Origin of the sequence: Kitasatospora kazusensis, from assembly GCF_039529945.1 — a bacterium.
GTDB classification, from domain to species: Bacteria; Actinomycetota; Actinomycetes; order Streptomycetales; family Streptomycetaceae; genus Kitasatospora; species Kitasatospora kazusensis.
The window spans coordinates 13,728-38,409 of record NZ_BAAANT010000052.1 but is presented as its reverse complement, the minus strand read 5'-3'; the positions used below and the strand labels follow the sequence as shown (position 1 = coordinate 38,409).

At 72.6% G+C, this 24,682-nt stretch carries 20 protein-coding genes; 10 read left to right on the top strand and 10 right to left on the bottom strand.

What is annotated here, in order from left to right; genetic code table 11:
- Positions 1–769: 769 nt before the first annotated feature.
- Positions 770–1,570, top strand: coding sequence for a hypothetical protein (locus ABD330_RS28680; protein WP_344468955.1), 801 nt, complete (start codon positions 770–772; stop codon positions 1,568–1,570).
- Here the strand turns inward: ABD330_RS28680 and ABD330_RS28675 are convergent.
- Both ABD330_RS28675 and ABD330_RS28670 read right to left on the bottom strand, forming a co-directional pair.
- Positions 1,534–2,202 (bottom strand): hypothetical protein, encoded by a 669-nt coding sequence (locus ABD330_RS28675; protein ID WP_344468953.1) that lies wholly within the window; start codon positions 2,200–2,202, stop codon positions 1,534–1,536. The two genes, ABD330_RS28680 and ABD330_RS28675, sit on opposite strands and share 37 nt — an antisense overlap.
- A gap of 495 nt (positions 2,203–2,697) precedes the next feature.
- A complete protein-coding gene (locus ABD330_RS28670; RefSeq protein ID WP_344468951.1) occupies positions 2,698–3,219 on the bottom strand; it encodes a hypothetical protein in 522 nt (173 codons plus the stop codon).
- A 185-nt stretch (positions 3,220–3,404) separates the two neighbouring features.
- On the opposite strand from ABD330_RS28670, the gene ABD330_RS28665 reads away from it, so the two are divergent.
- Positions 3,405–3,641 (top strand): hypothetical protein, encoded by a 237-nt coding sequence (locus ABD330_RS28665; protein WP_344468949.1) that lies wholly within the window; start codon positions 3,405–3,407, stop codon positions 3,639–3,641.
- Between the two features lie 434 nt (positions 3,642–4,075).
- Here the strand turns inward: ABD330_RS28665 and ABD330_RS28660 are convergent, their stop codons facing one another.
- A complete protein-coding gene (locus tag ABD330_RS28660) occupies positions 4,076–5,344 on the bottom strand; it encodes a hypothetical protein (RefSeq protein WP_344468947.1) in 1,269 nt (422 codons plus the stop codon).
- A 311-nt stretch (positions 5,345–5,655) separates the two neighbouring features.
- Here ABD330_RS28660 and ABD330_RS28655 point away from each other — a divergent pair, with 311 nt between their 5' ends.
- The 6 genes from ABD330_RS28655 (at position 5,656) to ABD330_RS28630 (ending at position 14,618) form a co-directional block, all read left to right on the top strand.
- A complete protein-coding gene (locus tag ABD330_RS28655; protein ID WP_344468959.1) occupies positions 5,656–7,341 on the top strand; it encodes an acyclic terpene utilization AtuA family protein in 1,686 nt (561 codons plus the stop codon).
- Positions 7,338–8,942, top strand: a complete 1,605-nt coding sequence (locus ABD330_RS28650) for an acyl-CoA carboxylase subunit beta (protein WP_344468945.1) — start codon at positions 7,338–7,340, stop codon at positions 8,940–8,942. The genes ABD330_RS28655 and ABD330_RS28650 overlap by 4 nt, the downstream gene beginning before the upstream one ends.
- A 79-nt stretch (positions 8,943–9,021) precedes the next feature.
- Positions 9,022–10,977, top strand: coding sequence for an acetyl/propionyl/methylcrotonyl-CoA carboxylase subunit alpha (locus tag ABD330_RS28645; protein WP_344468943.1), 1,956 nt, complete (start codon positions 9,022–9,024; stop codon positions 10,975–10,977).
- A 39-nt stretch (positions 10,978–11,016) separates the two neighbouring features.
- Positions 11,017–12,180 carry an acyl-CoA dehydrogenase family protein gene (locus ABD330_RS28640; RefSeq protein WP_344468941.1) on the top strand — a complete coding sequence of 388 codons (1,164 nt, stop codon included), beginning with the start codon at positions 11,017–11,019 and terminating at the stop codon, positions 12,178–12,180.
- Between the two features lie 166 nt (positions 12,181–12,346).
- Positions 12,347–13,927 carry an AMP-binding protein gene (locus ABD330_RS28635; RefSeq protein WP_344468957.1) on the top strand — a complete coding sequence of 527 codons (1,581 nt, stop codon included), beginning with the start codon at positions 12,347–12,349 and terminating at the stop codon, positions 13,925–13,927.
- A gap of 64 nt (positions 13,928–13,991) precedes the next feature.
- A complete protein-coding gene (locus ABD330_RS28630; RefSeq protein ID WP_344468939.1) occupies positions 13,992–14,618 on the top strand; it encodes a TetR/AcrR family transcriptional regulator in 627 nt (208 codons plus the stop codon).
- A 38-nt stretch (positions 14,619–14,656) separates the two neighbouring features.
- On the opposite strand, the gene ABD330_RS28625 is transcribed toward ABD330_RS28630, so the two are convergent.
- Positions 14,657–15,451, bottom strand: coding sequence for a methyltransferase domain-containing protein (locus ABD330_RS28625; protein WP_344468937.1), 795 nt, complete (start codon positions 15,449–15,451; stop codon positions 14,657–14,659).
- Between the two features lie 197 nt (positions 15,452–15,648).
- On the opposite strand from ABD330_RS28625, the gene ABD330_RS28620 reads away from it, so the two are divergent.
- Positions 15,649–18,117, top strand: coding sequence for a SpoIIE family protein phosphatase (locus tag ABD330_RS28620; RefSeq protein ID WP_344468936.1), 2,469 nt, complete (start codon positions 15,649–15,651; stop codon positions 18,115–18,117).
- A gap of 233 nt (positions 18,118–18,350) precedes the next feature.
- Here ABD330_RS28620 and ABD330_RS28615 read toward each other — a convergent pair whose 3' ends face one another.
- From ABD330_RS28615 to ABD330_RS28590, 6 genes are all read right to left on the bottom strand, one after another.
- Complete coding sequence (locus ABD330_RS28615; protein WP_344468934.1) at positions 18,351–19,877, bottom strand: MFS transporter; 1,527 nt, start codon at positions 19,875–19,877, stop codon at positions 18,351–18,353.
- On the bottom strand, positions 19,874–20,428 hold the full coding sequence (locus tag ABD330_RS28610) for a TetR/AcrR family transcriptional regulator (RefSeq protein ID WP_344468932.1): 555 nt from the start codon (positions 20,426–20,428) through the stop codon (positions 19,874–19,876). The genes ABD330_RS28615 and ABD330_RS28610 overlap by 4 nt, the downstream gene beginning before the upstream one ends.
- A gap of 220 nt (positions 20,429–20,648) precedes the next feature.
- The gene (locus ABD330_RS28605) at positions 20,649–21,041 is read right to left on the bottom strand and encodes a cell division protein SepF (RefSeq protein ID WP_344468930.1); all 393 of its coding nucleotides are present in this window, start codon (positions 21,039–21,041) and stop codon (positions 20,649–20,651) included.
- Between the two features lie 270 nt (positions 21,042–21,311).
- A complete protein-coding gene (locus tag ABD330_RS28600) occupies positions 21,312–21,821 on the bottom strand; it encodes a DinB family protein (protein WP_344468928.1) in 510 nt (169 codons plus the stop codon).
- Positions 21,822–21,962: 141 nt separating this feature from the next.
- Complete coding sequence (locus tag ABD330_RS28595) at positions 21,963–23,384, bottom strand: ABC transporter substrate-binding protein (protein ID WP_344468926.1); 1,422 nt, start codon at positions 23,382–23,384, stop codon at positions 21,963–21,965.
- Entirely contained in the window at positions 23,375–23,965 is a 591-nt protein-coding gene (locus tag ABD330_RS28590; RefSeq protein ID WP_344468925.1) for an MTB12 C-terminal domain-containing protein, read from the bottom strand. The genes ABD330_RS28595 and ABD330_RS28590 overlap by 10 nt, the downstream gene beginning before the upstream one ends.
- A gap of 231 nt (positions 23,966–24,196) precedes the next feature.
- On the opposite strand from ABD330_RS28590, the gene ABD330_RS28585 reads away from it, so the two are divergent.
- A complete protein-coding gene (locus tag ABD330_RS28585) occupies positions 24,197–24,682 on the top strand; it encodes a hypothetical protein (RefSeq protein WP_425555671.1) in 486 nt (161 codons plus the stop codon).

Here is a 24,682-nt window from a genome sequence, read left to right as displayed (position 1 = left end):
TGCCGGCACCCCGCTACGACGTCGGCAAGACCGTCAAACGCGAACTCACACTCGAAGCCCACAAGGCCAAAGCCACGACGACTGCATAAAAATCAAGGTGAGAGCGTGGTGGTGAACCGGGCGGTGTTCGGTGGGGCCGGTTCGTTGAGGCCTCGAACGTTCGTGCTGGCCGCTGGGCGGGCGTAGACGAACGGGCCTCTTGGTAGGAGTGCGGTTGTCGAGACCAACCCTCCGGCCCAGGAGGCCCGTTGCTGTATCAGTTCGCCATCTCCGTGCCGACCGGCGCCACTTCGGACACTCTGGCGTGTGACTGCTGCGTTCACCAGTACGGAGCGATCGCGGCGGGGCGGCGTGCGCCGCACTACCCGTCCGACATGACGGATGCGGAATGGGCGGGGATACCCAGATCGTCCACGCGCCCGTCGGGGTGCCGACTGTCGTGACCGGGAAAGACGCGGCGAAGAAGGCGCCGGACTGTAAGCGGGGCCTGGCCGTGGACGTGCTGGTCCGGTCATTGCCGTGATCGTGCTGGCTGCCTCGCGGCGTTGGTCAGGTTGTGGTTTCGTGATCGACCACGACGTGCGAAGCACGGGGGGTGGCCGCCACCGAGGCGACCGCTCGGGCTTGGGATCATCTCTCTTGACACGAACCAGTAACACACGGTCAAAATAGGTTTCCGCAGCTCAGGGTGATCAGGATAATGATCACCACCGCCGCGTGCCGCCCAGCCGGAGTGCGGCGAATCCCCCTCAGTACGAAGGAAACAACCATGCCCTCCAAGAGGCTTGTGCCCACGGCGATACTCTGCGCGGCACTGGCGGTGGGCGTCACCTCCTGCGCCGGCACCAAGAACGACCGGGCCGCCGCTCCCGTCGCCACCGGTACCACTCCAGCGGCGTCGCCGGAGGTCGACATCAGCACACTCGGCGCCGACGAGATCATGAAGCGGGCACATGCCGCGATGGCTGCGGTGACCTCGTTCAAGGTCGACGGCAACCTCGCGGTCGACGGAAAGGTCTTCTCGCTGAGCCTCGCTGCGGACAAGCAGGGCAACTGCGCCGGTTGGGCCAGGATCTCCGGAGGCCAGATCGACATCCTGCGCCACGGCGCGCAGACCTGGATCAAGCCCGACGCCACGTACTGGAAGGACCTCGGCACCCAGCTGGGCGATGCTCAGGTCGGGGCCGCTGTCGCGCAGCAGTTCAAGGACCACTACCTGACCGGTGACCAGAACGACCCGGATCTCAAGGAGGCGGCCGGGATGTGCGACATGGTCAACGGCATCGCCAAGGACAACGGCCCCGACGGCAAGGTCACCAAGGGCAGGGCCATCGTCGCCAACGGAGTGAGGGCCGTCAGTCTCACCCTGACCGACACCGACGGCTCGACCAGCACCGTGTACATCGCCGCGGACGGCGTGCCCTACGTGGTCGAGCTGGAGCAGACGACGGTCTCCCCGCCCAGCCGGCTGAACCTGAGCGCCTTCGACAAGCCGGTCACCGTCCAGGCGCCGGCAGCCGACAGCGTGATCGACTACAAGCTCTTCCAGGAGAAGATCAAGAGCCTCTGACCGCGGTCCAGGGGGCGCGGATGGTGTGGTGGGCCGGTCTCATCACCCTGACGCGGAAGCTGGCGAACGAGCGTCTGCACTGGCCGGAGTTCCGGCCCAGCGCCTGGACCCGCGGCCGGGCTGAACAGGCCCCGCTCACCCAGGAGCCAGCCGCGCGCCTGGAGCGCATAGGCACGATGACGCACCTTCTCCTCCTCGTTCAACCGCGCCGCATCCCGCCCCAGCGCCCGGGTCAGCTCCTGCACCGTCACCGGCCCCGACGCGGCCGGCGCCGTCTCAAAGACCTGCCGATAGGCCCCGCACAACGCATCGACTCCCAGCCCCGGCTGCCAGGCCGGCGGCCGGGCGTCATAGCCCTCCCGCAACACCGGACCCGCCGGCACCGCCCCGGCCATACGCACGGGTTCCCCCACCACGGTCGGCGCCGGTGACGCCCCGTCACTCTCCCTGGCCGGGACCGCCCCTTCGGCGAACATCCGTGCCACCTCCTCGCGGGCGATCCGAGCATGCTCCAGCCGCTGACGGGCTGCCTCCGCCTGAACCTCGGCCTCCCGCAGCATCTCCAGCCAGGACTCCAGGTCCTCCCGGGCCCGAGCCTCCCGGACCTCCAACAACGCGATCACCGACGGCATCCCGCACCTCCACGACCAGGCCAACTCCCCGCAACCGGCCACCCCGACACCGAGACCACCCGAAAGCTCCTGGTCATCGAGCTACAGACCGGTTCACCACCACGCTCTGAACCCCGCGCAGCTGCAGCCGGGCCTTGAGGAATTCCATCTCCGACAAGGTCCCCAGCAGGCCATCGTGGCTCAGCTCCCCAACCAGCTCACGAGCCCGTTGCACCGAGACTGCTGAGACCTCTCGAAGGACCTTCAAAGCCGGGACGAGACCGGGAACCGGACCGACCAACCGCAGCCGAACGGGTCCGTGCGCCGCGAGTAGAGCCTCCCGGACATCGCCGGGCGCCGGTCCTGGGCCAGCGTGTTCGCACGCGTGGGTGCCGCAGGACCCGCAGGAGAACTCCGAGTCCCACCACAACTCGTCGTGAAGGATGAACTGGTTCACCTGTCGCACTGCCGTGCTGCCGCACTCGCATAGCGATGCGATCTTCGCTGTCCGACCAGTCACCCGGGCTCCCTGATGTTCCACTCCCGCGGCAGATCCTCGCCGCAGAAGACGCAGACGAAGTCCTCCTCCCGCACGATGTTGAGATCTCGGCAGGAGCGGCATCTGCGGAAGACCACCTCGTGCGTGAACCCGGACGGGCGGTGGACCCCGATCCGGTCCAGGGCCGCGGCCACGGCCGGCCACGAGCTGACATCAGGGCAGTAGCCGGTCGACTGGTTGCTGGCCGCCTCGACCATCCACCGCCCGGACTCCGTACGGAAGCTCATCTCGCCGGCGCTCAGCACCGCGCCGCCGCCGGCGCACACCACATGCTCGCTGCGGCGCGGAGCCAGTCGCAGCACCGTGCCGCCGTCGACGACGAATGTGAACGGCTCGGCCAACTCATCCAGGGTCAGCGCAGAGACCCACTCGCCGAAGTCCGCCGACGAACGGATGCTCCGACCCTCACCACCCGTCCGGACGAGGGCCTTCAGCTCCGCCGGACCCACATACCGATACCTCTGCTCCCGCGACTCCACGTGCACCAACCTAGCGGCTCACGCAGCAAGGACCCGGGGGATTTCCGGGCTCGCGGCGTCCGTGGCCGCTCCCCTGGGACGCATGGAACCGAGCGAGCGCGCACGCAGAACAACTGGAACGGCGGGGACGACCGCGGTTCAGCCGATGTGGTCGCGCCGCGCCGCGTGGGACCTATCCTGAGGCAATGCTTCACGAGCTGTGGGACGAAGGCGACGAGGGAAAGACGTTCTGCCTGGCCGGGCCTCGCGGAGACGGGGCTCGTGCGCTCTTGTCCGAACATGCCCGGCTCGTGTGGACCGTCGAGGCCGCGAGCCACTTCGACGCGATGACGTTGTACTACCAGCGCATGGGCTGGAATGCCTACACCACAGAGCACCCGGAGTGGGACAACCGGACCTACGCCGAGCACGGCTGGGAATGATCAACCCGTTTCATGCTTCCAGCCACATGCGCGTGGTACTCGACATGCGGATCTCCGGTCAGGTCAGCACGACAACCGTCGCAGAATCAGCGAGGCCGATGCTGTCGCGCTGTACCGCGCGAGTACGGGACGTACGTACGCCCCGGTGGCCAAGGACCTGGGCGTCAACGACGAGACGCTGCGGGTCTGGATGGATGCGTGAGGCCGAGCAGGCCGCCGTGCCCGGTACCGTGTGAGGCCACACGAGCATGGTCCCGCGTAGCGCTGACAAAACCAGGTGATTGGGTCTCCTTGACGGGGCCATCAGGTGGCCTTGTTGAGTCTGCGACAGCACATGAGTGCATGGTGAGCGAGATCAGACCGGCGTGAGGCCAAGGTGCTATTTCCTGTGACTGGCGAGGCCTTTGAGTCGCAGGCCTCGGCAGATGGGATCATCAGGCCTCTCCTGTGCTCGTGGGACGGGTGGACCGCTGACGGGCCTTGTCGTGCAGCTCGGTCGCGAGCGGGTCGGCGCGGAGTGCGTCGAGGCGGGCTCGGGCGGATGCCGTGTCGGGGGCGTGGGCGCAGGCGGCTTCCTGAACTCGGGGTTCGCAGTCGTCGATCGCCTCCTCGGTGAAGCCGTCCGCCACCGGCTGGGGCGCGCAGCCGCGCAGGCCTTCGAGGAGCGCCTCGCGGGCGTAGGAGTGGACGGTCGACTCCCAGGCGTGCACCAGGACATCGGTTGCCCCGGCGATGCGGAGCCGCCCGAGCCCCTTGGCGGGGGACTCTGTCGCGCACCAGGAGCCCTCGGCCGCGGCGGTGGTGAAGGCGTTGAGCAGGTACGGGCTGTCCTCGGACTCGCCGCACCCGGAGAGGACTTCGACGGCGAGCCATTCGAGGAAGTCATCGCCGCTGACGCTCCACGCGCGGGCCCGGGGGACGGCCGCGCTGCCCAGGTGCCGCAGGGCCTGGGCGATGCCTGGCGTCCCTCCGGCGGCGTTGCGCAGGCCGGCGTCCTCGGCCATGTCGAGGACGACGAGGTCGCCGCGCCGCCCCAACTCCCGCAACGCCAGCTGCCTGCCGCGTCCGGGGCGTGCGGCGACCAGCCGGTGCAGGTCGGTCGTGCCGGTGTCGGAGAGGTCGGGCCGGACGGGTGCGGGGCCGCTGTCCGTGCCGCCATCGAGGAAGCGCCGGACTCGTGGCCAAGCTTGGGCCCAGGAAGTCCACGGGGCCGACTTCTCGTCGATCGCGGCCCCGAGTTCGGCGTCGCCGCGTCGCGCGAGGATGTCCGCGTCGAGTCCGGTCCAGAGCTTCGGGAGCTGCTCCCAGGCGTCGCTGTACGCGATCGTCTCCAGGCCGTCGGCCCAGTGCCGCCCCTCGACGGCGTAGCGGCGCAGGACCGGTACGGCGTCGAACCGGCCGAGCAGCGGCAGCTCCGTGAGGATTCGGAGGGTCGGCTCGATCCCGTCGGCGTCGTCCCCGTCGTAGTCGAAGACGTACCGCTCGATCGGATCCAGCGGCAGGTCCAGCCGGTGGATCAGCCGGGCGAGGTAGCTGGAGCGGTGCTCGGTCTGCCGGTCCCAGCGGCTGTCGGTGACGGCGCACGCGTACACGAGGTCGGCGGCGACGCCGGGGTCGCTGAGCGCGCGGGTGGCCCCGATGCCGCGGCCACGCTGGAGCTGCCCATGGAGGCTGGACGGGTCGGCATACGTGAAGTCGTTCATCAGCGCAGAGCATCCCGTGCTCCTGGCCCGGCCACCAGCGGATTTCGCCGGTGGGCGGCCAAAGTCCGTGAGGCTTCACAGGCTCCGGCCAGCCGGCCAAGGCGGCAGGCAAGCCATCGCCAGGTCACATGAGAACTCGCCGGATCGGACGCCAGGTCTGCTGAGAACCCGACAGGTCACGGGAGAACGGACAACAGGGGCAGTCCTCGTAGTCGAGGGGGCCGGCGGCCGGAAACAAGCATGCATGCTTGCTTTATTTCCGGCCCGGTGCCAGGCTGCTGCCCGAAGGCGGGCGGCTGGGGAGGCGTGCGGTGCTGCGGATCGGCAATGCGTCAGGGTTCTACGGCGACAGGTTCGCCGCTTTCCGGGAGATGCTCACCGGGGGGCCGCTGGACGTGCTCACCGGGGACTACCTGGCCGAGCTGACCATGCTGATCCTGGCCCGGGACCGGTTGAAGGACCCCCGGCTCGGCTATGCCAAGACCTTCCTGGGCCAGTTGGAGGAGTGCCTCGGTCTCGCCGTGGACCGTGGCGTGCGGATCGTGGTCAACGCCGGCGGGCTGAACCCCGGCCGACTGGCCGAGGCGATCGGCGAGTTGGCGGACAAGCAGGGCATCGCCGTCCGGGTGGGACACGTCGTGGGGGACGATCTGCTGCCCCGGGCCGAGGAGTTCGGGCTGCCGGGCGGCCTGCTCGCGGCCAACGCCTACCTGGGGGCCTGGGGGATCGCCGAGTGCCTGCGCGGCGGCGCCGAGATCGTAGTGACCGGACGGGTCACCGACGCGGCGCTGGTCGCGGGGCCCGCCGCCGCCCACTTCGGCTGGGGCCCGGGGGACTTGGACGCCCTCGCGGGTGCGGTGGTGGCCGGGCACGTGCTGGAGTGCGGCGCCCAGGCGACCGGCGGCAACTACGCATTCTTCCGCGAGCACGACGTGACCCGCCCCGGCTTCCCGATCGTCGAGCTGCACGCCGACGGCAGCAGCGTCATCACCAAGCACCCCGGCACCGGCGGCGCCGTCACCACCGAGACCGTCACGGCCCAACTCCTGTACGAGACCGGTGGATCCCGCTACGCCGGCCCCGACGTGACGGCCCGGCTCGACACCGTCCGGCTGACCCAGGACGGCCCCGACCGGGTCCGGATCGACGGCGTCCACGGTGAGGCCCCGCCGCCCGCCCTCAAGGTCGGCCTGAACCGGATCGGCGGCTGGCGCAACGAGGTCGTCTTCGTCCTCACCGGCCTCGACATCGAGGCCAAGGCCGCGCTGGTCCGGACCCAGCTCGCGGCCGCGCTGGACCCGGCCCCCGCCGAGGTCCGCTGGACGCTGGCCAGGACCGACCACGGCGACGCCGCCACCGAGGAGACGGCCTCCGCCCTGCTCCGGCTGGCCGTCAAGGACCCGGACCAGAAAGTCGTCGGACGGGCCGTCGGCACGGCGGCGGTCGAACTCGGCCTGGCGAGCTACCCCGGCTTCCATCTCAGCGCGCTGCCCGGCCCGGGGACGCCCTACGGCGTCTTCGAGGCCGCGTACGTCGAGGCGCGCGCGGTCGGCCACACGGCCGTGCTGCCGGACGGCGCCACCGTGGCGATCCCGGCGCCCGACATCACCCGCGAGCTGGTGCCCGCCGAGCAGCCGCCGCTGCCCGAGCCCCTCACGCCCGGACCGACCCGCCGGGTGCCGCTCGGCCTGGTGGCCGGGGCCCGGAGCGGCGACAAGGGCGGCGACGCCAACCTCGGCGTCTGGGCCCGGACCGAGGACGGCTGGCGCTGGCTGGCCCACACCCTCACCGCCGAGCTGCTCCGCGAACTCCTGCCCGAGACAGCCGGGTTGGCCGTCTCCCGGCAGCTGCTCCCGCAGCTGCGGGCCGTCAACTTCACCCTCACCGGGCTGCTCGGCCAGGGCGTCGCCGCTCAGGAACGCTTCGACCCGCAGGCCAAGGCGCTGGGGGAGTGGCTCCGTGCCCGGCACCTCGACATCCCGGAGGTCCTGCTGTGACCGTTCTCCCCACCCGCCTCGACCCGGCCGGCCCCGAGTACGCCGAGCACCGCGCCGCGATGCTCGACAAGCTGGCCGCCCTGGACACCGAACACGCCAAGGCACTGGCCGGTGGCGGTCCCAAGTACGTGGAGCGCCACCGCAGTCGGGGCAAGCTGCTGCCGCGCGAGCGGATCGAGCTGCTGATCGACCCGGACTCGCCGTTCCTCGAACTCTCCCCGCTCGCCGCCTGGGGCAGCGACTACCCGGTCGGCGCTGCGATGGTCACCGGGATCGGCGTGATCGAGGGCACCGAGTGCGTGATCACCGCCAACGACCCGACCGTGCGCGGCGGCGCCAGCAACCCGTGGACACTGCGCAAGGCGCTGCGGGCGAACGAGATCGCGCTGAGGAACCGCCTCCCGCTGGTCAACCTGGTCGAGTCGGGCGGCGCCGACCTGCCCAGCCAGAAGGAGATCTTCATCCCCGGCGGCGCGCTGTTCCGTGACCTCACCCGGCTCTCCGCCGCCGGAATCCCCACCGTGGCCGTGGTGTTCGGCAACTCCACGGCCGGCGGCGCGTACGTGCCGGGCATGTCCGACCACACCGTGATGGTCAAGGACCGGGCGAAGGTGTTCCTCGGCGGGCCGCCGCTGGTGAAGATGGCGACCGGGGAGGAGTCCGACGACGAGTCGCTGGGCGGGGCCGACATGCACGCCCGCACCTCCGGCCTCGCCGACCACCTCGCCCTCGACGAGCCCGACGCCCTGCGGATCGCCCGCCGGATCGTGCACCGCCTGCACTGGCGCAAGCCCGGCCCGGACCCGGACCCGGACGCGCTGGCCGCGCCGCCGAAGTACGACGAAAACGAACTGCTCGGCATCGTCCCCGGCGACCTCAAGGTGCCGTTCGACCCGCGCGAGGTGATCGCCCGGATCGTCGACGGCTCCGACTTCGACGAGTTCAAGCCCCGCTACGGCACCAGCCTGGTCACCGGCTGGGCGAGCCTGCACGGGTACCCGGTCGGCATCCTGGCCAACGCGCAGGGCGTGCTGTTCAGCGCCGAGTCGCAGAAGGCCGCCCAGTTCATCCAGTTGGCCAACCAGCGCGACATCCCGCTGGTCTTCCTGCACAACACCACCGGCTACATGGTCGGCCAGGCCTACGAGCAGGGCGGCATCATCAAGCACGGCGCGATGATGATCAACGCGGTCGCCAACAGCACCGTCCCACACCTGTCCGTGCTGATGGGCGCCTCGTACGGCGCCGGGCACTACGGGATGTGCGGGCGGGCCTACGACCCGCGCTTCCTGTTCGCCTGGCCGAGCGCCAAGTCCGCCGTGATGGGCCCGCAGCAGCTGGCCGGGGTGCTGTCGATCGTCGCGCGCCAGTCGGCGGCGGCGAAGGGGCAGCCGTACGACGAGGACGCCGACGCCGCGATCCGGGCGATGGTCGAGCAGCAGATCGAGGCGGAGTCGCTGCCGGTCTTCCTCTCCGGCCGGCTCTACGACGACGGGGTCATCGACCCGCGCGACACCCGCACGGTGCTGGGCATCTGCCTCTCCGCGATCCACAACGCCCCGGTCGAGGGCGCGCGCGGCTACGGCGTGTTCCGGATGTAGGACGACGGCGGATCTGGCGGTGGACCGGGCGGCAGAGCCGGCTGTACAGCCGGCGGTAGGAGTAGGGGCTGACTGACACATGATCACATCACTGCTGGTGGCGAACCGGGGCGAGATCGCCCGCCGGGTCTTCCGCACCTGCCGCGACCTGGGCATCGCCACCGTCGCGGTGTACTCCGACCCGGACGCGGACTCCCCGCACGTCCACGAGGCCGACACCGCCGTCCACCTGCCGGGCGCCACCCCCGCCGACACCTACCTGCGCGCGGACAGAATCGTCCGGGCCGCGCTCCAGGCCGGCGCCGACGCCGTCCACCCGGGCTACGGATTCCTCTCCGAGAACGCCGAGTTCGCGCGCGCCGTCGAGGCGGCCGGGCTGCTCTGGATCGGTCCGCCGCCCGCCGCTATCGCCGCGATGGGCTCCAAGACCGAGGCCAAGCGGCTGATGGCCGCGGCCGGCGTCCCGGTGCTGTCCGTCGGCGCCGAACCCACCGAGGCGGACCTGCCGCTGCTGGTCAAGGCGGCGGCCGGCGGCGGCGGGCGCGGCATGCGAGTGGTACGCGAACTCGCCGAACTGCCCGCCGCGTTGGCGGCGGCCCGGGCCGAGGCGGCGAAGGCCTTCGGGTCGGACGAGGTGTTCTGCGAGCCCTATCTGCCGAGCGGCCGCCACGTCGAGGTCCAGCTGATGGCGGACACCCACGGCACGGTCTGGGCACTCGGGGAGCGGGACTGCTCGCTCCAGCGGCGCCACCAGAAGGTGATCGAGGAGGCTCCGGCGCCCGGGCTCGACCACGAGTCCCGCACCGAACTGCACCGCGCCGCCGTCGCGGCCGCCCGCGCCATCGGCTACACCGGCGCCGGCACCGCCGAGTTCCTGCTCGCCCCCGACGGACGGTTCTTCTTCCTGGAGATGAACACCCGCCTCCAGGTCGAGCACCCCGTCACCGAATGCGTCACCGGGCTCGACCTGGTCGCCCTGCAACTGCGGGTCGCCGAAGGCGAACGGCTGCCCGCCGAGCAGCCCGCACCGCGCGGCCACGCCATCGAGGCCCGGCTCTACGCCGAGGACCCGGCCCGCGACTGGCAGCCGCAGACCGGCACCCTCCACCTCCTCGAAATCCCCGGCGTACAGGTGGAGTTCGGCGTCGGCTCGCAGGACACCGGGCTGCGCCTCGACTCCGGCGTGCACAGCGGCAGCGCCGTCGGCATCCACTACGACGCCATGCTCGCCAAGGTGATCGCCTGGGCGCCCACCCGCGCCGCCGCCGCCCGCCGCCTCGCCGACGCCCTCGGCCGGGCCCGGATCCACGGCCTGGTCACCAACCGCGCCCTGCTCGTGGCCGCGCTGCGCCACCCCGCCTTCCTGGACGCCCGCCTGCACACCGGCTTCCTCGCCGAGCACGCCGCCGAACTCGGCGCCGGGCCCGGCGGCGGACCAGGCGCCGAAACCGGGAAGAACGCCCCGCTCGCCGCCCTCGCGGCCGCCCTCGCCGACGCCGCCGGCCGCCGGGGCGCGCTCCCGTCCGGCTGGCGCAACCTGCCCTCGCAGTCCCAACTGAGGCTGTACCGCGACGCCGAAGGCACCACGTACGAAGTCCGCTACCGCCTCACCAGGGACGGCCTGCGCGCCGAAGCCCACCCCGACACCGAGCTGCTCGCGGCCCGCCCGGACCGCGTCACCCTCCGTACCGCCGGCCTCACCCGCAGCTTCGACGTCGCCGCCTACGGCTCCACCGTGCACGTCGACTCCGCACTCGGCCCGGTCACCCTCACCGCCGTCGACCGCTTCCCCGACCCCGCCGCCCAGACCGACCCCGGCGCACTGCTCGCGCCGATGCCCGGCACCGTCGTGCGGACGGTGGTCGCCGTCGGCGACACCGTCACCGCGGGCCAGCCGCTGCTCTGGCTGGAGGCGATGAAGATGGAGCACCGGGTCTGCGCCCCGGCGGACGGCGTGCTCGCCGAACTCCGCGTCGCCCAGGGCCAGCAGGTCGAACTCGGTGCCCTGCTCGCGGTCGTCCAACCGCTCACCTGACACACCCCCGAGCACCCAGGCAAGGAAAGGACCACCCTGATGTCCAGCCCCTTGATCGAGTCCACCGAGCGCCAGGCGCTGCGCCGAGCGGTCGGCGACCTCGCCCGCCGCTACGGCCCCGCGTACTTCCAGGCCAAGGCCCGAGCGGGGGAGGCCACCGACGAACTCTGGGCCGAGGCCGGCAAGCTCGGCTACCTCGGCGTCAACCTCCCCACCGAGTACGGCGGCGGGGGAGCGGGCATCGCCGAGCTCTCCATCGTGCTGGAGGAACTCGGCACCGCAGGCTGCCCGTTGCTGATGCTGATCGTCTCCCCGGCGATCTGCGGCACGGTGATAGCCCGGTTCGGCACCGAGCAGCAGAAGCAGCAGTGGCTGCCCGGACTCGCCGACGGCACCCGCCGGATGGCCTTCGGCATCACCGAGCCCGACGCCGGGTCCAACTCGCACCGGATCACCACCGTCGCCCGCCGCGACGGCGAGGACTGGCTGCTCACCGGCCGGAAGGTGTTCATCTCCGGCGTCGACCGGGCCGACGCCGTGCTCTTCGTCGGGCGCACCGAGGACGCCACCACCGGCAAGCTCAAGCCCGCCCTGTTCATCGTCCCGCGCGACACCCCCGGCTTCGAGTACCAGCCCATCCCGATGGAACTCGTCACCGCCGAGCGGCAGTTCCAGGTCTTCCTGGACGACGTCCGGCTCCCCGCCGACGCGCTGGTCGGGGACGAGAACGCCGGTCTGCTGCAACTCTTCGCGGGGCTCAACCCCGAGCGCATCATGACCGCCGCCTTCTCGCTCGGCATCGCCCGGCAGGCGCTGGCCACCGCCGTCGAGTACGCGAAGACGCGGAAGGTCTGGGACACCCCGATCGGCGCGCACCAGGGCCTGGCCCACCCGCTCGCGCAGTGCGCGATCGAGGTCGAGCTGGCCCGGCTGATGATGCAGAAGGCCGCCCACCTGTACGACGCAGGCGACGACGTGGCCGCCGGTGAAGCCGCCAACATGGCCAAGTACGCTGCCGGAGAGGCGGCTTGCCGTACCGTCGACCAGGCGGTGCAGACCCTCGGCGGCAACGGCCTGACCCAGGAGTACGGGCTGGCGGCGCTGCTGACGGCCACCCGGGTCGGGCGGGTCGCGCCGGTCAGCCGCGAGATGATCCTCAACTACGTGGCGCAGCACACCCTGGGCCTGCCCAGGTCGTACTGACCGCGGCCTCCGCCCTCTGGTCCACGCGGGCCCCGTCGTCCTAGGGTCTGTCCCACCGTCCCCGCCGGGTGCAGGACGCGGGCTCCCGACGCCGCGTGCTGCTCCGACCCGAGCGGTGGGACACCCGCAGGAGGATCCGCACCACCTCGAACCCCCGGAGGCGTACATGGTGTTCCGCAGCGACTACCCCGACATCGAACCGCTCGACCTGCCGATCCACGAGGAGGTGCTCGGTACGGCGGCGCTGCACCCGGACACCCCGGCGCTGATCGACGGTGTCACCGGACGGTCCGTCAGTTACGCCGAGCTCGACGCGGATGTCCGGCGGGTGGCCGCGGGGCTGGCCGAGGCGGGTGTCCGTAAGGGTGACGTGGTCGCGCTGCACAGCCCGAACTCCCTCGCGTACCCGGTGGCCTTCTACGGCGCCACCCGGGCCGGAGCGACCGTCACCCCCGTCAGCTCGCTGGCCACCGCCGGCGAGCTGGCCGGGCAGTTGCGCGACAGCGGGGCCCGCTGGATCATCACCGTCTCGCCCTTCCTGCCGGTGGCCACCGAGGCGGCCGCCGTCCTCGCGGCGGAGGGCCGGCCGGTCCGGGAGGTCTTCGTCTGCGACGCCAGCGACCGGCACCGCTCACTGGCCGACCTGCTGGCCTCCACCGCCCCCGAACCCGGGCTGTCCTTCGACCCGGCGGCCGACATCGCGGTGCTGCCGTACTCCAGCGGGACGACGGGGCTGCCCAAGGGGGTGATGCTCAGCCACCGCAACATCTGCGGGAACCTGCTGCAGACCGACGCGGTGTACCGCCCGGCGGTCGGCGAACGCATACTGGCGGTCCTTCCGTTCTTCCACATCTTCGGCCTCACGGCCCTGCTGAACCAGCCGCTGCGGGCCGGTGCCACCGTCGTGGTGCTGCCGCGGTTCGACCTGGAGCAGTTCCTGCGTACGATCCAGGAGCAGCGCATCGAGGGCATCTTCGCCGCCCCGCCGATCGTGCTGGCGCTGGCCAAGCACCCGCTGGTGGACCAGTACGACCTGTCCTCGCTCCGCTACCTGCTCAGCGCGGCCGCGCCGCTGGACGCCGACCTCGCCGACGCCTGCGCCCGCCGCCTCGGCCTGCCCCGGGTGCACCAGGGCTACGGCATGACCGAACTGTCGCCCGTCACCCACGTCCTGCCGCAGGACGACCTCGACCCGCCGCGCGGGACGGTCGGCCGGATGATCGCCTCCACCGAGCTGCGGGTGCTGTCGCTGGACGACCCCGGGACGGAGCTGGGCGTCGGCGAGCGCGGCGAACTGGTCTTCCGGGGGCCGCAGGTGATGCGCGGCTACTTCGGCCGGGAGTCCGAGACCGACGCGATGATCGACGCGGACGGCTGGCTGCACACCGGCGACGTCGGCTACGTCGACGAGCGCGGCTACCTGTTCGTCGTCGACCGGGTGAAGGAGCTGATCAAGTACAAGGGCTACCAGGTGGCCCCGGCCGAGCTGGAGGCCCTGCTGCTGGCCCACCCGCAGATCGCCGACGCCGCCGTGATCGGCGTGACGGACGGCGACGGCGTGGAGCGCCCCAAGGCGTACGTGGTCCGGGTGCCCGGCAGCGTGCTGACCGAGGAGGAGGTGACGGCGTACGTGGCCGGCCAGGTCGCGCCGTACAAGAAGGTCCGGGCGGTGGAGTTCCTGGCGGCCGTGCCCAAGTCCGCCAGCGGCAAGATCCTGCGCCGCGAGCTGCGCGACCGGGCCCGCTGACCAGGCACTCCCCGCCGTTCTGAGAGGATCGGACCCTACCGCGTACGACCACCCGAAAGCAGCCATGACCACCCACGCCGCCTCCCGCACCCCGCAGCAGAGCCGCAGCCGCGCCACCCGCCGCAGGCTGTTGGAGGCGGCGGTGGAGTGCCTGGCCGAACTCGGCTGGAACGGGAGCACGGTGGCGGTGGTGGCGGAGCGCGCCGGGGTGACGCGCGGTGCGGCGCAGCACCACTTCCCGACCCGCGAGGACCTGTTCACCGCCGCCGTGGAGCACGTCACCGCCGAACGCCTGGCCGCCGTCCGGGTCGACACCGGCGAGCTGCCGCCCGCCGGGCCGGAGCGGACGGCGGCGGTGGTGGAGCTGATCGTCCGCCTCTACACCGGCCCGCTGTTCCGGGCCGCGCTGCACCTGTGGGTGGCGGCCGCGACCGAGGAGCCGCTGCGGACCCGGATCGTCGCGCTGGAGAACCACGTCGGCCGGGAGTCGCACCGGGCGGCGGTGGAGTTCCTGGGCGCCGACGAGGGCATCCCGGGCGTCCGGGAGACCGTCCAGGCCACCATGGACATGGCCCGGGGCCTGGGCCTGGCCAACCTGCTCACCGACGACGGCCCGCGCCGCGCGGGCGTGGTCCGCGAGTGGGCCCGCATCCTGGACGCGGTGCTCGCGCGCGCCGACGACAGGTCCTAGGGCCTGTCGCGGCCGGCACGCGACCACCGGCCCGGGCCTCAGGGGCGGCGGCCCCAGGCGGAGATCATGGGGGCGGTGGTCAGGTCGAGGTTCCCGGCGGCGACGTTGGCGAGGTGCTCCTCGATCTCGGCCTCGGTGGCCAGCCCCTGGGCGAGGAGTTCGGCGCGGAGCTGCCGGACGGTCGCGGCCTCCAGGGTGCGGCAGGCCGGGGAGGTGACCGGGAAGAACCCGTCGGCCTGGACGTCCGCCAGGCCCGCACCGCGCAGCAGCCGGGGCAGGGTCCGGCCGTAGCCGAGCTCGGCCCCGCGCTGGGCGAGCAGGGTGCGGAAGCCGTTGCGCAGGTGGTTGGCGAGCCGTTCGGCCGGCCCGTGCTCGTCCGGGGCGCTGAGCGGCTGGAGCGCGGGGTCGGCGTCCTCCAGCAGCAGCCAGCCCCCCGGTCGCAGGCTCGCGACCAGGTTCCGCAGGGCGGCGGCCCGGTCGGCGACGTGCACCAGGACCAGGCGCGCGTGCACCAGGTCGAACGGGCCGGCGGGCGGCGCGTCGGCCGCCACGTCGTGGCGGGCCGTCTCGACCAGGGGATCGACCGTGCCGTCCAGCCAGCGGGTGTCCAGGTCGGTGGCGAGCACCCGCCCGGTCGGCCCGACCCGCTCGGCCAGCCCGTTCGGGACGGACGGCCCGCCCGCGCCGACCTCCCAGCAGGCCCAGCCCGCGCCCACCCCGAGCCGGTCGACGTGCCGGAAGGTCACCGGGTCGAAGAGGGCCGAGATCGCGGCGAAGCGCTCCCCGGCCTCGTCCCGGCGGTTGTCGAGGAGGTAGCGCGGTTCTGTGGTCATGGGAAGATCCTGCCCTTGGACGGGCGTCTCAACGGGGCCCTCCGCCGGTTCCGCCCGGTCGGTACGGGCACCGGGGAATTGCTCGCCGACCCGCCGGTGCGAGGAGTCGCCGTGCCGCGTGCGGCCGTGCAGTCTGGTGTGAGCCGGATTCGCCCGGCCCCGACCGGGAAAGGTACCTGGCAGGTGATGTCCTGACCATGCACGGAATCCAGAGGCCCGATCCCGACGGTGCCGGCCGCACAGGGGCGGCAGGCGCCGCTTCGTCGCGCCTGGAGGGCCACCGGCTGGTGCCGATGGCCACCGTCCTGGTGGACGACGAGGGCCGGGTGCTGCACTGGAGCGAGGACGCCGAGGCGTTGACCGGCTATGCCGCCGCCGAGGCCGTCGGCGCCCGGTTGGCGCAGCTGCTGGTCCCGGAGGCGGAGCGGCCCGAGGTGCTGGAGCTGTTCGGGCGGATCACGGCCGGCCGGCCGTGGTCCGGCGTGTTCGCCGTGCGGCACCGGGACGGGCACCGGGTGGAGCTGGACTTCCGCTCGTACCCGATCGCCGGTCCGGGTGGCAGCCGGCTGGTGCTCGGCACCGCCTCCGACCTGAAGGCGCTCGCCGACGTGGAGGGTGACCTGGCCGTCCTGAACGGCTTCTTCAGCCAGTCCCCGATCGGGATGGCCGTCTACGACACCGAGCTGCGCTACGTCCGGCTGAACAACGCGCTCGCCCGGATCAACGGCATCCCGGTCGCCGACCACCTGGGCCGCCGGATCAGCGCCGTGCTGCCGGGCATCAACAGCGCCGAGATCGAGGCGGTGATGCGGCAGGTGCTGGCCACCGGACGGCCCGTGGTGGACGCCCGCTCGCACGGCCGCACCCCGGGCGACCCGCGCCGGGACCGGGCCTGGTCGGCCTCGTACTTCCGGCTGGAGGACCCGGCCGGGCGGATCCTCGGCGTCAGCTCCTCGATCATCGACGTCTCCGAGCGCTTCCAGGCGGAGGCCCGCGCCGCCCGGGCGCAGGAGCGGCTCGCGGTGCTGGCCGAGGCGACCGCCGGGATCGGTACCACCCTGGACCTCCAGCGCACCGCCGAGGAGCTGGTCGAGGCGGTCGTCCCGCGGTTCGCCGACTTCGCGACCGTCGACCTGCTGGAGCCGGTGCTGCGCGGCGAGGAGCCCGCCGAACTCTCGCCCGACCGCGGGGTGAAGCTGCGCGCGGTGGCCGTCGGCGAGGCCTACGAGGCGGGGCTGACGACGACGGCCGACGCGGTGGGAGAGACCTCCGAGTACGACTCGCGCCGGGTCTACACCGAGTGCCTGCGCAGCGGCCGCCCGCTGGTGCGGCCGCACGTGGACCGGGAGGTGCTGTCGGCGCTGGTCCAGGACGAGCACCGGGTCGGGCGGGGGGTCGCGGCCGGCATCCACTCGTACCTGATGGTGCCGGTCATGGCGCGGGGCATGGTGCTGGGCGGCGCGGAGTTCGTCCGGACCCGCAACCCGGACGCGTTCAACACGGCCGACGTGGCGCTCGCCGAGGAACTGGTCGCGCGGACGGCGATCGCGCTGGACAACGCGCGGCTCTACCGCCGCGAGCGGGAGACCGCGCTGACGCTGCAACGCAGCCTGCTGCCGCAGGAGATCCACCGCACGCTCGGGCTGGAGATCGCCTACCGCTACCTGCCGAGCAGTGTGGTCAGCGAGGTCGGGGGCGACTGGTTCGACGTGGTGCCGCTCTCCTGCGGGCGGGTGGCGCTGGTGGTCGGCGACGTGATGGGGCACGGCATCCGGGCCGCCGCCACGATGGGCCAGCTGCGGACGGTCGCGCGGACCCTGGCCACCCTGGACATGCCGCCCGAGCAGGTGCTCACCCGGTTGGACGAGACCGCGATGGGCATCGGCGAGGGGCAGTTCGCGACCTGCATCTGCGCGGTGTACGACCCGGTCGACCGGACCTGTACGGTCGCCGCCGCCGGGCACCTGCCGCCGGTCTGGGTCGCTCCCGACGGGACCTCGCGGACGGTGGACCTGCCGCCGGGGGTGCCGCTGGGAGTCGGCGGGGTCGCCTTCGAGAGCACCGAGTTCACCCTGCCCGAGGGCGCGATGGTGGTGCTCTACACCGACGGCCTGGTCGAGCGCCGGGGCCGCGACCTCGACCACGGCATCGGGTTGCTCTGCCGCACCCTCGCGGGCGCCACCCGGACGTTGGAGGAGAGCTGCGACGCGGTGCTCGCCGAGCTGGTGACCGACGGCACCGAGGACGACATCGCCATGATCATGGCGCGGGCGCTGCCCGTCCCCGAGGACCGGATCGCCACCCTCCCGCTCAACGGCGACGGGCCGATCCCCGGCCTGGCCCGCCGGTTCACCCGCCGCACGCTGGCCGCGTGGGGCCTGTCCGGGCTCTCCGACTTCGCCGAACTGATGGTCAGCGAGCTGGTCACCAACGCCCTGCTGCACGCGGAGGCGCCGCGCCGCCTGCGGCTGTTCCGCGACCGCACCCTGACCCTGGAGGTCGCCGACTCGGGCGCGCAGGCGCCACGGCTGCGGAGCTCCGCCGAGGAGGACGAGGGCGGCCGGGGCATGCACCTGGTGAGCGAGCTGGCGCACCGCTGGGGCGCCCGGGCGACCAAGGACGGCAAGGTGGTCTGGGCCGAACTGGAGCTCCCGCTCGGCCGCTGAGCGGCTCCCGCCGGGGTAGGGAACCCAGGGCGCACCATGTACGGACCAGGGGCGCGGGGAACTGCGCGGGGCAGCTGTGCAGCTCGCCTGAAGTTGCACTATCCAGGGGCGCGGGGAACTGCGCGAAGCGGAAGGTGCGGCGCCGTCACTTCCGGTTTCGCGCAGTTCTCCCCCAGCCTTCGGCCGGGAGGTACCCCCACGCGCCCCTGGGGTAGCCGGTTCTGAACGTCGGCCTACGGCTTCTTCCGCAGGAGGTACCAGGCGGTCGCCGCCGAGGCGAACAGGAGGGCTGCCGAGAGCACCGCGGCGACGTTCATGCCGTGGACGAAGGCGTGCTTCGCGCCGGCCAGGAGCGGCCCGCCGACCTCCGCGGGCAGGGTCGCGGAGGCCTCCACCGCGCCGCCGATCGACTCCTGGGCCCGGGCCGCGACGGCGGGGTCCGTCCCGGCCGGTAGGGCGAGCGCGCCGACGTAGATCGAGGTGACCACCGAGCCGACCAGCGCGATGCCCAGGGCGGTGCCGAGCTCGTACGCCGTCTCCGAGACGGCCGAGGCGGCGCCGGCCTTCTCGGCGGGTGCGGCGGTGAGCACCAGGTCGGCGGCGAGGGTGTAGACCACGCCCTCGGCGGTGCCGACGGCCAGGAAGGCGAGGCCGAGCAGCAGGTACCCGCTGTCCTGGTGGACCCAGCCGAGCAGGCCGATCCCGAGGCCCATCGCCATCAGGCCGCCGGTCAGGGTGGCCCTGGCACCGGTGCGCCGGGCCAGCCGGGCCGTCAGCAGGCCGCCGACGACGGCCCCGAGGAAGGCCGGGAGTTCGGCGATGCCGGCGGTCAGCGGGGAGTAGCCACGGACCAGCTGGAGGTACTGCGACATGAAGAACACCACGCCGGAGAGCCCGATCAGGGCCGTCAGCGAGCCGAGCGCGGCGGCCGTGAACCGCGGGTTGCGGAACAGCCGGACGTCCAGCAGCGGGGACGGCAGGTGCAGCTGGCGGTGGACGAAGGCGGTCAGGGCGGCCGCGCCGAGCGCGAAGCTGACGGGGACGTACCAGTGTCCGAGCCCGTTGGCGGCGGCTTCCTTGACCGCGTACACCACGCCGATCACGCCGGCCATCGACAGGGCCACGCTGCGCACGTCCCAGCTGCCCGGCTTCGGGTCCTTGGACTCGGGCAGCAGCCAGGCGCCGAGCACCAGCAGCAGGGCGAGCACCGGCAGGTTCAGCAGGAAGACCGAGCCCCACCAGAAGTGCTCCAGCAGTACCCCGCCCACCAGCGGGCCGAGTGCGGCGCCGGCGGTGGCGCCCGCGCCCCAGACGCCGATCGCGGTGGCCCGCTCGCGGTCGTCGGGGAAGAGGCCGCGGATCAGCGAGAGGGTGGACGGCATGATGGTCGCCCCGGCGACGCCGAGCAGCGCGCGGGCCATGATCAACCAGCCCGGGCCCGGTGCGTACGCGGCCAGCAGGGAGGCGGCGCCGAACGCGGAGGAGCCGATCAGCAGCAGCTTCTTGCGGCCGATCCGGTCGCTGAGGGCGCCCATGCTGACCAGCAGGCCGGCCAGGACGAAGGAGTAGCTGTCACCGATCCAGAGCAGCTGCGTGCCGCTGGGCTGCAGGGTCTCGCTGATGGAGGGGAGGGCGAGCGACAGGACGGTCGCGTCGATCGCGACCAGGCTCACCGCGAGCACCAGGACGGCGAGGCCTATCCAGCGGCGGGGGTCGGCGGCGGGGGAGTGGACGACGGTGGCTCGGGCGGTGGTGCTCATGGTTGGTCGGGGCTCCTGAGGGCGCCGCCGAGGAAGAGTTCGGCGAGCGAGTAGGCACTGTCACGCGGGGCGAGGCGTCCGTCCTGGACGGCCCAGCCGACACCGGCGACGAGATCGAAGAAGGCTTCGCTCAGCCAGGCGGCGGAGAGTTCGATCCGGAACACGCCCTGCTGCTGGCCGCGGAGGAAGAGCGCGCGGACCCGGGCGTCCTGGATCTCCCAGAGCTCGTTGATCTCCGGGTCGTCGTAGAGCTGGTTCTCCCCGGCCAGGAAGGCGCAGAGCGCGGCGTCCGGCACCAGCGCGTCGACCAGGCGGCGCAGCGCGGACTGGGCGTCGCCGGTGTCGATCTGGGCGGTGTCCAGTGCGGCGGCGAACCTGCGCAGGCCGGTGGCGCCGACCTCGCGGATCAGGGCCTCGCGGCCCGGGAAGATCCGGTGCAGGGTGGCCCGGCTGATGCCGGCCGCGCGGGCGATCTCGTCCAGGTGGGCGGTCGGGCGGCGCGAGAGCACGCCGACAGCGGCCTCAAGGACGGAGTCGCGATCAGTAGCCATGCGGCAAGTGTAGGTCAGATGAGACGTGGATGTCTCATTCTTTTCGTCGACGCCTCATCTGGGACGGTGGAAGGGCAGTGAAGGGCGGCGAAAGGGCAGTGAAGGGCGGCGAAAGGGCAGCGAAGGGCCGGCGAAAGGGCAGCAAAAAACCGGGGACGACGGTGTCGTCCCCGGCTGGTCCGGTCGGCTCGGCGCGGGTCGTGGCCCGGCTCCGGCCCGCTCAGCTCTGGTTGTAGAAGCCCGTCTCGTCGAGCGGCCGGTCGATGACCGTCACCTCGACGTCGGCCGGAGTGAGCAGGAAGACCCGGCGGGCGATCCGCTCGATCCCGCCGCAGGTACCGAAGACCAGCCCGGACGCGAAGTCGACCATGCGCTTGGCCTCGGGGTCGGTCATCTCGGTGAGGTCCATGACCACCGGCGTCCCGGCCCGCACGTGCTCGCCGACCGTGCGGGCCGCTTCGAAGCCGGTCGGCTTCAGGGACGCGATCTTCTGGAGCGCCGGGATCGTCGGTGCCGATGCCTGCGTCGCCCACGGGTCGTCCGGCACCGCGGCCGGGTAGTTCCCGGAGGGCATCAGCCACCCGTTGTGGTGCTCGTCGCGAAGTGCTCCCATGCCGCGCCTCCCTGCCTCGTCCCGTACTGGTCCACCCGGGTGTCCGTGTCCTGCTGACACGGCATCCACTCGTCGGAACTGTCCGAGTATCGCATTGATCACCGCTCCGGTGCCCGCTCGCGACCGCCGTACGGGGCGTGGCGTGCAGGAATCCCGGGGGTACCCGGGTACCTTTTGCGACGCCGCAGGCCGACGGAAGGTTGCGCGCGTAGACCATATCGGCGCGCGCCTGGCAGTAGTTGACGTTTCGTCAACAGTCGCGTAACGGATTCACTCTCCGGTGGATCCGTCGATCGCCTCCCGCAGCAGATCGGCGTGTCCGTTGTGACGCGCGTACTCCTCGATCATGTGGACCAGGATCCAGCGCAGCGTCACTTCCCTGCCACGGGCGGGCTTCTTGGCCACCGTGTCCAAGGAGAGACCGTCCGCCGCCGCCCGGGCCAGCGCGATCTGCGCCTGCCAGGTGGCGAAGGCCCCGGCGACGTCGGCGGTGTCGACCGCGTTGAAGTCGGCGTCCTCGTCCTCCTCGGTCCAGTAGATGTCCTCGGTCTCCTGGCCGGCCAGCCGGCTGACGAACCAGGCCTGCTCCACCTCGGCCATGTGCCGGACCAGTCCGAGCAGCGAGAGCGAGGAGGGCGCGACCGGGCGGGTGCGCAGCTGCTCGTCCGTCAGCCCCTCGCACTTGAGGGCCAGGGTGGCCCGGTGGAAGTCGAGCCAGGCCGTCAGCATGGTCGTCTCGTCGGCGGCCAGGGGCGGATCGATACGCGGTGTCGTGGTCATGAAGGCCATCCTGGCCGAGCCCGCCGACCGGCGGTAGCGAATTCCCGGCGCGCCGTCAGGGAGGCCGCCGGGGAAGTCGCCAGGGGGTTGCCCGGGGTGCCTCCAAGGGGTGCCTCCCGGGGGTGTCGCCGGGCAACGCGGTCAGGGCCGGTACGGCAGTTGCGGCACCTCGTAGCAGGTGGTGGTCATGTCGGCGACCTGGGTCGTCCAGCCGCCGTGGCCGCCGTACGCGCCGTCCTGCCAGCGTGCGGCGTCCAGGCAGGCGCGGGTGGGGCCGTCCGGCTGCGGAGCGGGCGTGAAGGAGGCGGGCAGGATCAGGCCGTGGGCGTCGTACGGCTGCGCCCGGTTCATGAACCGCTCCACGCAGGCCCTGGTCAGGCCCGTCCCGCAGGAGTCCATCGCGTCGGTCAGCCACTGGGCGCCGGCCCAGCCCTCCAGCTCCCAGGCGGACAGCAGGCCCGCACGCTCCGGGTACCAGCGGGCCATGGCGTCGCGGAACTCCTTCACGGCGGGGTAGCCGGTGTCCTCGTAGTTGCGGCTGGACGAGGTGGACCAGAGCGCGTTCCGGCAGCCGGGGGAGGAGCGGTAGTCGTCGCGGACGGTCTCCGACCAGTTCTGCACGTTGGTCACCTTGGCCGCCACCCGCACCCCGGCCGTGTCCAGGGCCTGGCAGAGCGCGGCGTTGCCCCGGGCGTCCATGGCGTCGAAGACCAGCTGCGAGCCGTCCGCCTTCATCGCCGCCGCGACCGCCTGGAAGTCGGGCAGCGCGAAGTCCACGGTCTGGGCCAGCACCCGGTAGCCCTCGGCCTCCAGGCCCTGCGTCAGCTGCGTCGCGTAGCGGGCGGAGTCGGCCTGGTTGTAGGACACCACCGCGGCGTTGCGCGCACCGAGCCGCTCCTTGAAGAAGCGGAACACCTCGGTGCTCTGGTAGAGCGTGCCGTTCCAGCCCACCGAGCGGCCGTCCCGCGGCGCGCTGCTGCCGTAGATGCCGTAGAGGTGCGGCCACTGGTCGTACGCCGTGCCGATCGGCTGGCCGCCCACGTCCGGCACGCCCTTGCCGCTCACGTACGAGGCCCCGGCGTAGTCCAGCACGCTGCCGGAGACGAAGGCGAACACCTGGTCGTGGTCGACCAGCTGGTGGACGCAGCCCTGGTTGCCGATCCCGCTGCCGCCGTCGTCGCAGGTCACGACCTTGACGGTGCGTCCGTGCAGGCCGCCCCGGTCGTTCAGCGAACGGAAGAACGCCAGCGCGCCGTAGCGCGGCCCGCTGAAGGTCTCGCCGCCGACCGGGCTGGTGAGCGAGGTGACGATGCCGATCCGGATCTCGGCGGCGGTGACACCGGTGTCCGTCGCGCCGCCCCCGGGCGAACCGGCCGGGGCTGCGGAACGGCCGGCGAACGCGCTCCCGGGCAGGCGGGTGCCGCAGCCGGCCAGCAGGACGGCTGCGGCGAGGAGAACGGCTGCCCGCCGGGCGGCGCGAATCCGGGGGCGGGTTACGCCGTCCGGGCGACGCGGGCCCGGCCGCCCGGTCCGGGCGGCCGCACCGGGCGGGGTCAGGCGCATCCGGGGAGGCCGGTGGCGCCGCTCAGGGTGACCAGGCCGCACAGAGTCGAGCTGGAGACCTTCCAGGTCCCGTTGTCGAGGACCGCCCTGCCGGAGGCGGCGGGCTCCACGACCGTCCCCTGGAGGGAGAGCGTGTAGGTCACGGTGGCGTCCGTGGGCGAGGTGAAGGTGACGTTGGTGACCTGGGCCTTGACCTGGCCGACCCGGGGGTCCTGGGAGAAGCCCTGCAGCAGCGGCATCAGCTGGTCACCGTTCTGCAGCAGTGCCGCCTTGGCGGTCAGCGGGGTCGTCGGGTCGAAGAACTTCTGCCAGTTCGTCGTGATCATGGCCTGGGCCGCCGCAGGGTCGGCCGGGGCGGCCCCGCCCGCGGAAGCGGACACCGAAGCGGATGCGGAGGCCGGGGGCGAGGTGGACGCGGACGCCGACACGGAAGCCGACGCGCTCGCGGAGGCGGAAACCGAGGTGCTCGGGGAGGACGCGCTGGTGCTCTTGCTGCTGCTGCAGGCGGCGGAGCCGACGGCGAGCAGCAGGACGGCGAGCAGGGCGCTCGCGGCCCGCCGGGTGGTCTGGGTCGGATACATGGGTTCCTCACCGTCGGTCTCGGTCCGTCCGGGAGGGCATCCGGCGGATCTCCGGCGTACTCCGCCCTTCCCGGCCGGTGTGTCCAGGGCCCTGGTCCGGGCTGTTCCTGGAAACGTCGCAGGTGACACCATGAAGGCGGATATATGGGTAAATCGCAATTCGAGGGCGAGAACGGAGAAACCTCCGTGAACCGGACGAAGCGGGTCCCAGGAGCAGAGGCCGTCCGGGCGGTGGTCCGGGCGGTGCGCGAGTCGCCGGGGTGGTTCGCGGCGGTGGTCGGCGCCGTGCTCTGCGTGCTCGGCTGGTACGGCGTGTCCGGCGAGGCCCTCACGGCCCGCCAGCTGCCCTACCTGGCCTCGGCGACGGTGCCCGGAGCCGCGCTGATCGTGGCCGGAGCCGTGCTGGCCGCCGCCAGGGCGCCGGGACGGGGCGGGCCCGGGGACCTGACCGACCGCCGGGTCGAGGTGCTGTACACCCTGCTGGTCGAGCAGCCCCCGGATCCTGACCCCGTTCCTGACCCCGGCGCACCCCCGCCCGGGTCCGCCCCCGGCGGGGCGGCACTGCTGGCGCTCCCGGAGGGGACGCTCTACCACCGCCCGGGCTGCCTGCTGGTGGCGGGCAAGGACCGGGCCGAACCGGTGGACGGACCCCGGCTGCGCGAGCGCGGCCTCGCCCCCTGCCCGGTCTGCGAACCCGCACCCGGACGGACGGACTGA